Below are 12,245 nucleotides of genomic sequence, written 5' to 3'. Positions count from 1 at the left end.
GCACCCCCCGAAAAGCCCGCGCGAGCGGGACCGCAGGTAACGGCGCGAGTGGGCCCAGCGGCATACGGCCACCCATGCGTTTGTGGGACTGTCGGTCGACCGACCTAGCATGGGGCGCGTGAGTCTTACGCCCGCCAACAGGGACGCCAACCCCCACTCGCTCGTCGTGCGTGGTGCGCGCGAGCACAACCTCAAGGACGTGGCGGTGGACCTCCCCCGCGACAGCCTCGTCGTGTTCACCGGCCTCTCCGGCTCTGGCAAGTCCTCGCTCGCCTTCGACACGATCTTCGCCGAGGGCCAGCGTCGCTACGTCGAGTCGCTCTCGTCCTATGCCCGGCAGTTCCTCGGGCAGATGGACAAGCCGGACGTCGACTTCATCGAGGGATTGTCGCCGGCGGTCTCGATCGACCAGAAGTCGACCAGCCGCAACCCGCGGTCGACCGTCGGGACGATCACCGAGGTCTACGACTACCTGCGTCTGCTCTTCGCCAGGGCGGGCCGCCCGCACTGCCCGGTGTGCGGTGAGCCGGTGACCCGGCAGACGCCGCAGCAGATCGTGGACCAGCTGCTGACCCTCGAGGACCGGACCCGCTTCCAGGTGCTCGCCCCGGTGGTTCAGGGCCGCAAGGGTGAGTTCGTCGACCTCTTCGCCGAGCTGCAGACCAAGGGCTTCGCCCGGGCCCGCGTCGACGGAGAGGTCGTGTCCCTGTCGGAGCCGCCCAAGCTCGAGAAGCAGCGGAAGCACACGATCGAGGTCGTCGTCGACCGGTTGGTGGCCAAGGGGGACGACACGGGCGCCAAGCGCCGGCTCACCGACTCCGTGGAGACCGCCCTCGGCCTCTCCGGTGGCATCGTGCTCGTCGACTTCGTCGACCATGACGCCAAGGACCCCGGGCGCCAGCGGCGCTTCTCCGAGCGGATGGCCTGCCCCAACAACCACCCGCTCGGCATGGACGAGATCGAGCCCCGGTCCTTCTCCTTCAACTCGCCGTTCGGCGCGTGTCCCGAGTGCACCGGCATCGGGACCGAGCTCGAGGTCGACCCGGAGCTCGCCGTGCCCGACGAGGACCTGACGCTCGCGGAGGGGGCCATCCAGCCGTGGGCCCAGGGCTCGGGATCGGCCGAGTACTTCCAGCGGGTCATGGCCGCACTGGGCGATGACCTCAAGTTCTCCATGGACGTGCCGTGGAAGGCGCTGCCGAGCCGGGCCAGGCAGGCGCTGCTGCATGGGGAGAACTACAAGGTCCACGTGCGGTACCGCAACCGGTACGGTCGCGACCGGTCCTACACCACCGGCTTCGAGGGGGTCGTGCCCTTCATCAAGCGCAGGCACGCGGAGACCGACTCCGACTGGAGCCGGGAGCGCTACGAGGGCTACATGCGCGAGGTGCCCTGTCCCGTGTGCAAGGGCGCCCGGCTCAAGCCCGAGTCGCTGGCCGTGCTCGTCGGCGGCAGGAACATCTCCGAGGTGTGCGCGCTCGCGATTCGCGATGCGGCCGGCTTCCTCGACACCGTCGACTTCACGCCGCGCGAGCAGCAGATCGCCGAGCGGGTCATCAAGGAGATCGACTCCCGGCTCGGCTTCCTCGTCGACGTGGGGCTCGACTACCTCTCGCTCGACCGTCCGGCGGGGACGCTGTCGGGCGGCGAGGCGCAGCGGATCCGGCTCGCGACGCAGATCGGGTCGGGGCTGGTCGGCGTCCTCTACGTGCTGGACGAGCCCTCCATCGGCCTGCACCAGCGGGACAACCACCGACTCATCGACACGCTGACGCGGCTGCGCGACCTCGGCAACACCCTCATCATCGTCGAGCACGACGAGGACACCATCGCCACCGCGGACTGGGTCGTGGACATCGGTCCGGGCGCCGGCGAGCACGGCGGCCACGTCGTCCACTCGGGCTCTGTCCAGGGCCTGCTCGAGCACCCCGACTCGCTCACCGGCATGTACCTGTCCGGCCGTCGCGAGATCCCGGTACCCGTCGTGCGCCGCGGTCACGACGGGCGGCGGCTCACCGTGACGGGTGCCAAGGAGAACAACCTCAAGAACGTCACCGTCGACTTCCCACTCGGCAACCTCGTCGCGGTGACGGGAGTGTCGGGCTCGGGCAAGTCGACCCTCGTCAACGACATCCTCTACAACGTGCTCGCCAACCGGCTCAACAACGCGAAGAGGGTACCCGGACGGCACAAGTCGGTCACCGGACTCGACCACCTCGACAAGGTCGTCCATGTCGACCAGAGCCCGATCGGGCGGACGCCGCGATCGAACCCGGCCACGTACACCGGCGTCTTCGACAGCATGCGCAAGCTGTTCGCCGAGACGACCGAGGCCAAGGTGCGGGGCTACCAGCCCGGTCGGTTCTCCTTCAACGTCAAGGGCGGACGCTGCGAGAACTGCGCCGGCGACGGCACGATCAAGATCGAGATGAACTTCCTGCCGGACGTCTACGTCCCGTGCGAGGTCTGCCACGGTGCCCGCTACAACCGGGAGACCCTCGAGGTGCACTTCAAGGGCAGGACCATCGCGGACGTGCTCAACATGCCCATCGAGGAGGCGGCCGAGTTCTTCGAGGCGGTGCCGGCGATCTCGCGGCACCTGAAGACGCTCAACGACGTGGGGCTCGGATATGTCCGGCTCGGCCAGCCGGCGCCGACGTTGTCAGGTGGCGAGGCGCAGCGCGTCAAGCTGGCGAGCGAGCTGCAGAAGCGCTCGTCCGGACGCACCGTCTACGTCCTCGACGAGCCGACGACGGGGCTGCACTTCGAGGACATCCGCAAGCTGCTCGACGTGCTCCAGGGCCTCGTCGACAAGGGCAACACGGTCATCGTCATCGAGCACAACCTCGACGTCATCAAGAACGCCGACTGGCTCATCGACCTCGGTCCCGAGGGCGGTTCCGGGGGCGGCGAGGTGATCGCCGAGGGCACCCCCGAGGACGTGGCCCAGGTGGAGGCCAGCCACACGGGGCGGTTCCTCCGGCCGATCCTCGAGCGGACCGCGCGGACTCCGTCGCGACCGGGCGCGGCGAGCAGGCCCGGTTCGAGCCGCAACGGCACGACCCGCAACGGCTCCGGGCGTGCGTCGGCGGCGACCCGCACCACCGCAGCGGCGGCGAAGAGCACCTCGACGGTGACGGTGCGCAAGGCTGCCGCATCGAAGGTCGTGGGCAAACGCGCGCCTCGAGCCACGGCGACGAAGGGAACGGCATGACCGATCGCACGGCGGGTCGCAGGAGCGTCCTCATCGGCGTTGCGGGGGTGGGTGCGCTCGCGGCGTGCAGCAGCCCACCAGTGCCCAATGCCGGGGCTCCGAACCAGGGGCCGGACGAGGCTGCGTCGACGGGCGCGGCACCGGGCACCGACCCCACGAGTGAGGTGACGGGCACCGGCGCTGCGACGGAGGCACCGGCAGCGGGCGGCACTCCGATATCGGAGATCCCGGTCGGCGGCGGCAAGATCTTCCCCGCCCAGAGCGTCGTCGTGACCCAGCCGGTCGCCGGCACGCTCAAGGCGTTCTCCACGACGTGCACCCACCAGCGGTGTGCCGTGACCACCATCAGCGAGGGCTTCATCATCTGTCCGTGCCACGGCAGCTCCTTCGCCATCGACTCGGGCGCGCCCACCGAGGCCAGCGAGGCGAAACGTCCCCTGGAGGCGAAGTCGATCACCGTGTCGGGGGACAGGTTCACGCTGACCTGACGCACTGTCGTATGCCGCTGGGCCGGGTCCGCGCGTGGGCTGGCGACGCAGCCCGGCGGCATACGGGCCAGTCGGTGTCCCGACATAGGGTGGTGGCGTGGCCGATCCGACGACCTACCGCCCCAAGCCGGGCGAGATCCCGCTCGACCCGGGCGTCTACCGCTTCCGGGATGCTCACGGGCGCGTCATCTACGTCGGCAAGGCGAAGTCCCTTCGCCCACGGCTCTCCTCGTACTTCCAGGACCTGGGCGCCCTCCACCCGCGGACGGCCACGATGGTCACCTCCGCCGCATCGGTCGAGTGGACCGTCGTCCGCACCGAGGTCGAGGCACTCGCTCTCGAGTACTCGTGGATCAAGGAGTTCGACCCCAGGTTCAACGTCAAGTACCGGGACGACAAGTCCTACCCCTTCCTCGCCGTGACGATGGGGGAGGAGTTCCCCCGGGCTCAGGTGATGCGCGGAGCCAAGCGGCGCGGCACGCGGTACTTCGGACCGTATGGCCACGCCTGGGCCATTCGGGAGACGCTCGACCTGCTGCTGCGCGTCTTCCCGATCCGAACGTGCTCCGCCGGCGTGTTCAAGCGGGCAGCGGCGAGCGGTCGGCCCTGTCTGCTCGGCTACATCGACAAGTGCTCGGCACCGTGTGTGGGACGGGTCACCGCCGAGGAGCACCGCGCCATCGCCGAGGACTTCTGTGACTTCATGTCCGGCGACACGAGCCGGTTCAGCAGGCGTCTCGAGGCTCGGATGAAGCAGGCCGCCGCGAAGCTCGAGTTCGAGGAGGCCGCCCGGCTGCGCGATGACCTCACTGCGATGCGCAAGGCGCTGGAGAAGCAGGCCGTCGTCCTCGGGGACGCCACGGACGCCGACGTCTTCGCCGTGGCCGACGACGACCTCGAGGCGGCCGTGCAGGTCTTCCATGTCCGCGGCGGACGGATCCGGGGTCAGCGGGGCTGGGTCGTGGAGAAGGAGAGCGAGGACCTGCCGCTGCTCATCGAGCACCTGCTCCAGCAGGTCTACGGTGACGTCGACCCGGACAACGGCGACCGCAGCGCGGTGCCCCGCGAGGTCCTGGTCCCGATCCTGCCGGCCGACCGCGAGGCGGTCGCCGCCTGGCTGTCCGGGCTGCGCGGCTCGGCCGTCTCCGTTCGCGTCCCTCAACGCGGTGACAAGCGAAGCCTCATGGAGACCGTCAGGCGCAACGCGGAGCAGTCCCTGGCCCGGCACAAGGTGGCACGCGCCGGTGACCTCACCCTGCGCAGCCGGGCCCTCCAGGAGCTCCAGGACTACCTCGGCCTCGCCGAGGCACCACTGCGGATCGAGGGCTACGACGTGAGCCACGTCCAGGGCACCAACGTCGTGGCGAGCATGGTGGTCTTCGAGGACGGTCTGGCGCGCAAGGGCGAGTACCGGCGGTTCATCGTCCGCGGGCGCAACGGGGCTGCGGGTGTGAACGGTCAACATGCGGCAGGCGCGGACTCAGGCGCGGAGACGGGCGCGGAGACGGGCGCGGAGTCAGGCGCGGAGTCAGGCGCGGAGGCCGTCACCGTGGACGACACCGCCGCCATGCGCGAGGTGCTGACGAGGCGGTTCCGTCGCTATCTCGAGGAGGCCGAGGGCATCGGCGACCTCGACCTGGCAACCGGCGTGGAACCGGGGGTCGACCTGACGGCGAGCTCCGCAGGTCGGCCTGTTGGCGCTGGGAGTGTCGGTGTGGGTGTCGGTGTGGGTGTCGGTCGCCTTGCCGATGCCGGTGCTCCTGCCGATGCCGGTGCTCCTGCCGATGACGACGACCGGGCGTCGGGGCCCATCGACCCGGCCACCGGCCGTCCCCGACGGTTTGCCTACCCGCCCAGCCTCGTCGTCGTCGACGGCGGACTGCCGCAGGTCAACGCGGCCCAGGCGGTGCTCGACGAGCTCGGCATCGAGGAGGTGGCCGTCGTCGGCCTTGCCAAGCGGCTCGAGGAGGTCTGGCTGCCGCGGACCGAGTACCCCGTCATCCTGCCGCGCACGAGCGAGGGTCTCTACCTGCTCCAGCGGCTCCGCGACGAGGCACACCGCTTCGCCATCACCTTCCACCGGCAACGGCGATCCAAGGCCATGACGGCCTCGCAGCTCGACGGGGTCCCGGGTCTGGGGGCAGCGCGACAGCGGGCCCTGCTGAGGCACTTCGGGTCCGTGAAACGCCTCCGAGCCGCCGCTGCGGAGGACATCATGGCGGTGCCGGGCATCGGGCCTGCCCTCGCCGCTGCCATCGTGGCGCACTTGTCCGAGAGCGGTCCGGCACAACCGGCCGTCAGCCTGACGACAGGAGAAATCCTCGAATGAACACCCGGTCCGCGACGTCCGAGAGTCCGCGCCGCGGCGAGGGCACCATCGCCGACGCGCCACTCGTCATCGTCACGGGCATGAGCGGCGCCGGCCGGACGACGACCGCCAACGTCCTCGAGGACCTCGGCTGGCTCGTCGTGGACAACCTGCCGCCCCAGATGCTCGAGCCCTTGGCCCAGCTGCGGTATGCCTCCATGGAGCGCCACCCCGAGGCCGCGCCACGCCGCGTGGCGGTTGTCGTCGACGTCCGTTCTCGCGGGTGGTTCGCGCACCTGCAGGAGGCCATCGACGCGGCCACCGCCCGGGGTGAACGACCGAGCGTGCTCTTCCTCGACGCCACCGACGAGGCGCTCGTCCGTCGCTTCGAGAGCGTCCGCCGCCCGCATCCGCTCCAGGGCCGGGGACGACTGCTCGACGGCATCCAGCGGGAGCGTTCGCTGCTCCTCGACCTGCGCTCGAGCGCCGATGTGGTCATCGACAGCTCGGGCCTCAACGTGCACCAGCTGGGGGCGAAGCTGACGTCCATCTTCGCCGGCGACCGGAAGGTGCAGCTGCGGGTCGCTGTGATGAGCTTCGGGTTCAAGTACGGCCTCCCCCTCGACGCCGACGTCGTGCTCGACATGCGGTTCCTGCCCAACCCGTACTGGGTGCCCGAGCTCAAGCCACTCAACGGCCAGGACGAGGCGGTGGCGGAGTACGTCATGCAGCAGGCCGGTGCCGGAGAGTTCCTGGACCGGGCGAGCGCCCTGCTCGAGACCATGATCGAGGGGTACATCCGGGAGGGACGCCGGTATGTCACCGTTGCGATCGGCTGCACCGGAGGCAAGCACCGCTCGGTTGCTTCCGCCGAAGCGCTCAGTGCCCGAATCGGCCAGCCCGAGGGGGTCGACACCTTCATCGTGCATCGTGACCTGGGACGGGAGTGACGGTGCCGCCTGCGGCCCGGCTGCTGCGGACTGACCAGCGCCACATCGTCGCTCTCGGTGGAGGACACGGGCTTGCCGCATCACTCAGTGCGCTGCGCCTCCTCACGGACCACCTGACCGCGATCGTCACCGTCGCCGACGACGGCGGTTCGAGCGGCCGGCTGCGGGACGACTTCCACGTCCTCCCGCCCGGGGACCTGCGTATGGCCCTCGCCGCGCTGTGTGACGACTCGGACTGGGGCCACACCTGGCGTGACGTGCTGCAGCACCGGTTCGCGGGCTCCGGGGAGCTCAACGGTCACGCGCTCGGCAATCTCATGATCGTCTCGATCTGGGAGCTGCTCGGCGACACGGTCCGGGGCCTCGATCTCGTCGGCCGGCTCCTCGGCGCGCGAGGACGAGTGCTGCCCATGGCTGGCGAGCCGCTGGAGATCGTCGCGGAGATCCGCGGTCACGATCCTGCCTCTCCGGACGAGACGGTCGTCGTGCACGGGCAGCACCGGATCGCGTCGTCGCCGGGCACCGTGTCCTCGATCGGGATCCTGCCCACCTGCCCCCGGCCGTGCCCAGAGGCCCTGACCTCGGTCGCCGAGGCCGACTGGATCGTCTTCGGCCCGGGCTCGTGGTTCACCTCCGTCATGCCGCACCTGCTCGTGCCCGACCTTGCCGACGCGCTGGTCGCGACCCGGGCCCGACGGCTGCTCAACCTCAACCTCGAGGTGGCCAGGGACGAGACACGCGACTTCCGCGCGGAGGACCACCTGCGATCGTTCGCCGCGAACGCCCCCGACCTGCGGCTGGACGCCGTGCTCGCGGATCCGAGCGTCGTCGACGACCACGAGGCCCTGAAGGTGGCCGCCGCCGATGTCGGGGCCGAGCTCGTCGTCGCCCCCGTGGTGGCGCGGGGTCGCCCCGGCGTCCACGACCCCCTTCGGCTGGCCGCGGCGCTCCGGGACGTCATCTCGGCCTGAGGCACCGGCCTCCGTGTCCGGCTCGGCGGGGGCGGGGGTGTCGCCGCCATGTAGGGACCGCGGTCCGGGTCTGGCGGGCTGGGACCGGTTTCGCCCGCCATCTGGGGACCGGGGCCCGCGCGTGGCGGGATGGAAGCATCTCCGGCCGCCGGATGCAGACCGGAGTCGCCCTCTGGCGAACCTGGGGCGCCGGTCGCTGGCCTCGCATCGACCGTGGCGGGCTGGTCCGGATGGCAGGATGTCGACCATGGCGATGACAGCAATGGTGAAGGACGAGCTCTCGCGTCTCGATGTGACCAAGCCCTGCTGTCGCAAGGCCGAGGTGTCGACGATGCTCCGCTTCGCCGGCGGCCTGCACATCATCGGCGGCCAGATCGTCGTCGAGGCCGAGCTCGACACCGCGAACGCCGCACGGCGCCTGCGCCGCAACATCTCCGAGGTCTACGGCCACCGCAGCGACGTGCTCGTGCTCGCCGCTGGCGGTCTCCGGCGGGGCTCCCGGTACGTCGTGCGGGTCATCGAGGAGGGTGCGACCCTCGCGCGCCAGACGGGCCTCATCGACGCCCAGGGCCGCCCCGTCCGGGGCCTGCCACCCAAGGTCGTCAGCGGGCCGACGTGCGACTCGGAGGCGGCGTGGCGGGGAGCCTTCCTCGCCCACGGCTCGCTCACCGAGCCGGGCCGGTCGTCCGCCCTGGAGATCACCTCTCCGGGACCTGAGGCCGCCCTGGCGCTCGTCGGAGCAGCCCGCCGGCTCGGCATCCAGTCGAAGGCCCGCGACGTGCGCGGCGTCGATCGGGTCGTCATCCGGGACGGCGACGCCATCGGGGCCATGCTCACCCGTCTCGGGGCGCATGACGCCGTCCTCGCCTGGGAGGAGCGCCGCATCCGCCGGGAGGTCCGCGCCACCGCCAACCGCCTGGCGAACTTCGACGACGCCAACCTGCGCCGCTCCGCGCGCGCCGCGGTGGCCGCCGGGGCCCGGGTCGAGCGGGCCATGGAGATCCTCGGCGATGACGTGCCGGAACACCTGCGTGAGGCGGGAACACTCCGTCTCGAGAACAAACAGGCCAGCCTCGAGGAGCTCGGCCAGCTCGCGAAGCCACCCATGACCAAGGACGCCGTGGCCGGGCGCATCCGGCGCCTGCTGGCCATGGCCGACAAGCGCGCGGAGGAGCTCGGCATACCCGGCACCGAGGCGAACCTCACTCCGGAGATGCTCGACGGCTGACCCGGCCACGACGGGCGTGCGCGGTCGCTCCGGGCCCCAGCGCAGCGGCATACGACCCGGATCCGGTCCCCGGGCACCCGGCACGTGCGATGAGACTCACGGGAACGGGTACACGGTGACGGACTAGGGTTGACCGTGCGGACGTCGCAGCGTTGCGTCTCCCGCCGACCAGTGAAGTCCCACTTGAAGAGGTGCACACCGTGACTGTTCGCGTAGGCATCAACGGCTTCGGCCGCATCGGCCGCAACTTCCTCCGCGCCGCCCTGGCTTCCGGGGCCGACCTCGAGGTCGTTGCCACCAATGACCTCATGGACAACAAGACCCTCGCCCACCTGCTGAAGTACGACAGCATCCTGGGCAAGTTCCCGGGCGAGGTGACCTACGACGAGACGTCGATCACCGTCGACGGCAGTTCGATTCGCGTCTTCGAGGAGAAGGATCCCGCCCAGATCGGCTGGGCGTCGGTGGGAGCCGACGTCATCGTCGAGTCGACTGGCTTCTTCACCGACGCGCAGAAGGCCAGGGCCCACCTCGATGCGGGCGCCAAGAAGGTGATCATCTCCGCCCCGGGCAAGAACGAGGACATCACCATCGTCATGGGGGTGAACGACGACCTGTACGACTCCGCCAACCACACCATCATCTCCAACGCGTCGTGCACGACGAACTGCCTCGCCCCGATGGCCAAGGTCATGCATGACGAGTTCGGCATCGTCAAGGGCCTCATGACGACGATCCACGCCTACACGGCGGACCAGAACCTCCAGGACGGGCCGCACCGAGACCTGCGCCGTGCCCGGGCTGCCGCGCTCAACATCGTCCCGACGACCACGGGGGCGGCCAAGGCCATCGGCCTGGTCATTCCGGACCTCAAGGGCAAGCTCGACGGCTTCGCGTTCCGGGTCCCGACGCCGACCGGGTCGGCGACCGACCTCACCTTCGAGTCGGGCCGCGAGACCACGGTCGAGGAGGTCAACGCCGCCGTCAAGGCTGCCGCCGAGGGACCACTCAAGGGCTACCTCGTCTACACCGAGGACCCGATCGTCTCCAAGGACATCGAGACCGATCCGGCATCGTGCATCTTCGACGCCGGCCTGACCAGGGTCATCGGCAACCAGGTCAAGGTCGTCGGCTGGTACGACAACGAGTGGGGTTACTCGAACCGGCTCGTCGACATCGTCAAGCTCGTCGGCCAGTCGCTCTGACGAGTCCGGCCACCGCCGCCGCCACGCCCGGCGTGACCGCTCGGTACCCGGCCATGGCGGTGGCCGCCTTCGCGTGGGGCGGGCCCCCAGCACCTCCAGTCCCCACACCCAACCTCGCCCCAGTCAGCCCACCTGACCCGACCGAAGAGGCATCCGCGTGAAGACGATTGGCGACCTCGGGGACCTGCGCGGCAAGCGCGTCCTCGTCCGCTCCGACCTCAACGTGCCGCTGGACGGCACGACGATCACCGACGACGGCCGCATCCGCGCGTCCGCACCGACCATCCGGATGCTCGCCGAGATGGGGGCGCGCGTCATCGTCTGCGCACACCTGGGGCGTCCCAAGGGCGAGCCGGACCCGCAGTACTCGCTCGCGCCGGTCGCCAAGCGGCTCGGCGAGGTCCTCGGTGCGCCGGTCACCTTCGCGGAGGACACCGTGGGCCCCAGCGCCCGGTCCGCGGTGGAGCACCTCAAGGAAGGCGGGGTGCTCCTGCTCGAGAACCTCCGCTTCAACCCCGGCGAGACCGCCAAGACGGACGAGGGCCGCGCCGAGTTCGCCCAGGCACTCGCCTCGCTCGCCGACGTCTTCGTCTCCGACGGCTTCGGCGTCGTGCACCGCGAGCAGGCCTCCGTCTACGACGTGGCGCGGCTGCTCCCGCACGCGACCGGCGGCCTCGTCGAGGCCGAGGTCAACGTGCTGCGCCGTCTGACCCGAGACGCCCAGCGGCCCTACGCCGTCGTCCTCGGCGGGGCCAAGGTGTCCGACAAGCTCGGCGTCATCGGGAACCTGCTCGGCACCGCCGACCGGCTCCTCGTCGGTGGCGGCATGGTCTTCACCTTCCTCGCGGCGAAGGGGCTCGAGGTCGGCAAGAGCCTGCTCGAGGCTGACCAGGTCGACACCGTGAAGGGCTATCTCGAGCGGGCCGACAAGGAGGGCGTCGAGATCGTCCTGCCCGCCGACATCGTCGTCGCCGACGACTTCAGTGCCGAGGCGGCGCATGACGTCGTCGCCGTGGACGCGATCCCTGCCGACCGGATCGGCCTTGACATCGGCCCGGAGTCGTCCCGTCTCTTCGCCGAGAAGCTGTCCGACTGCCGCACGGTGTTCTGGAACGGACCGATGGGCGCCTTCGAGATGGCGCCGTTCGCAGCCGGGACCAAGGCGCTCGCGCAAGCGCTGGCCGACGTGACCCGCGACGGGGCGCTCACCGTGGTCGGTGGCGGCGACTCCGCGGCGGCGGTGCGGCAGCTCGGCTTCGCGGACACCGACTTCGGCCACATCTCCACCGGGGGCGGTGCGAGCCTCGAGTACCTCGAGGGCAAGGAGCTGCCGGGCCTCACCGTGCTCGACGGTGGCGACGACCGGGAGGGAGACGCCTGATGGCCGCGGAGAAGCCCGTGGGCCGGGTCCCGCTCATGGCCGGGAACTGGAAGATGAACCTCGACCACCTGCAGGCAACGCACCTCGTCCAGAAGCTCGACTGGACCCTGCGCGACGCCAGGCACGACTACGACGCGGTCGAGGTCGCGGTCATACCTCCCTTCACCGACCTCCGGTCCGTACAGACGCTCGTCGAGGGCGACCGGCTGCGGCTGCACTACGGCGCCCAGGATCTTTCGCCACACGCGTCGGGGGCCTACACCGGCGACATCTCGGGGGCCTTCCTCAAGAAGCTCGGGTGCACCTACGTCGTCGTCGGCCACAGCGAGCGCCGCGAGTACCACGACGAGACCGACGACGTCGTAGCAGCCAAGGTCAAGGCCGCGTACGCGCACGAGCTCACGCCGATCCTCTGCTGCGGTGAGGCCCTCGAGGTGCGCAAGGAGGGCCGGCAGGTCGAGCACGTCGTGGCCCAGCTGCGCGCGGCGCTCGACGGCGTG

Annotated in this window: 9 protein-coding genes; all 9 read left to right on the top strand. The window is 70.4% G+C overall.

What is annotated here, in order from left to right; translation table 11 throughout:
• The first annotated feature begins 109 nt into the window (after positions 1–109).
• Complete coding sequence (gene uvrA / locus VJN29_RS09300) at positions 110–3,214, top strand: excinuclease ABC subunit UvrA (RefSeq protein WP_324143344.1); 3,105 nt, start codon at positions 110–112, stop codon at positions 3,212–3,214.
• Positions 3,211–3,702: a Rieske 2Fe-2S domain-containing protein gene (locus VJN29_RS09295; RefSeq protein WP_324143343.1), complete on the top strand. Its 492-nt coding sequence runs from the start codon at positions 3,211–3,213 to the stop codon at positions 3,700–3,702. The genes uvrA and VJN29_RS09295 overlap by 4 nt, the downstream gene beginning before the upstream one ends.
• Positions 3,703–3,799: 97 nt before the next feature.
• Positions 3,800–6,031: an excinuclease ABC subunit UvrC gene (gene uvrC, locus VJN29_RS09290; RefSeq protein WP_324143342.1), complete on the top strand. Its 2,232-nt coding sequence runs from the start codon at positions 3,800–3,802 to the stop codon at positions 6,029–6,031.
• The gene (gene rapZ / locus VJN29_RS09285) at positions 6,028–6,960 is read left to right on the top strand and encodes an RNase adapter RapZ (protein WP_324143341.1); all 933 of its coding nucleotides are present in this window, start codon (positions 6,028–6,030) and stop codon (positions 6,958–6,960) included. Before uvrC ends, rapZ begins: the two co-directional genes overlap by 4 nt.
• 2 nt (positions 6,961–6,962) lie before the next feature.
• Entirely contained in the window at positions 6,963–7,931 is a 969-nt protein-coding gene (locus tag VJN29_RS09280; protein WP_324143345.1) for a uridine diphosphate-N-acetylglucosamine-binding protein YvcK, read from the top strand.
• 247 nt (positions 7,932–8,178) lie between these two features.
• Entirely contained in the window at positions 8,179–9,159 is a 981-nt protein-coding gene (whiA, locus tag VJN29_RS09275) for a DNA-binding protein WhiA (RefSeq protein WP_324143340.1), read from the top strand.
• A gap of 200 nt (positions 9,160–9,359) precedes the next feature.
• Positions 9,360–10,364, top strand: a complete 1,005-nt coding sequence (gene gap / locus VJN29_RS09270; RefSeq protein WP_324143339.1) for a type I glyceraldehyde-3-phosphate dehydrogenase — start codon at positions 9,360–9,362, stop codon at positions 10,362–10,364.
• A 157-nt stretch (positions 10,365–10,521) separates the two neighbouring features.
• A complete protein-coding gene (locus tag VJN29_RS09265) occupies positions 10,522–11,745 on the top strand; it encodes a phosphoglycerate kinase (RefSeq protein WP_324143338.1) in 1,224 nt (407 codons plus the stop codon).
• Positions 11,745–12,245 (top strand): triose-phosphate isomerase (locus VJN29_RS09260; RefSeq protein WP_324143337.1); only part of this gene is annotated, 501 nt, incomplete at its 3' end. The genes VJN29_RS09265 and VJN29_RS09260, both read left to right, overlap by 1 nt.

It is taken from the genome of Intrasporangium sp., from assembly GCF_035280925.1.
In the GTDB taxonomy this organism is placed as follows: domain Bacteria; phylum Actinomycetota; class Actinomycetes; order Actinomycetales; family Dermatophilaceae; genus Intrasporangium.
The sequence above is the reverse complement of the archived record's forward strand: the minus strand, read 5'-3'. Positions and strand labels throughout refer to the sequence as shown.

What these genes read in the sequence shown, in the direction of transcription:
- uvrA (WP_324143344.1), top strand. Translation starts at nt 110, where the DNA reads ATGGGGCGCGTGAGTCTTACGCCCGCCAACAGGGACGCCAACCCCCAC.
- VJN29_RS09295 (WP_324143343.1), top strand. Translation starts at nt 3,211, where the DNA reads ATGACCGATCGCACGGCGGGTCGCAGGAGCGTCCTCATCGGCGTTGCG.
- rapZ (WP_324143341.1), top strand. Translation starts at nt 6,028, where the DNA reads ATGAACACCCGGTCCGCGACGTCCGAGAGTCCGCGCCGCGGCGAGGGC.
- whiA (WP_324143340.1), top strand. Translation starts at nt 8,179, where the DNA reads ATGGCGATGACAGCAATGGTGAAGGACGAGCTCTCGCGTCTCGATGTG.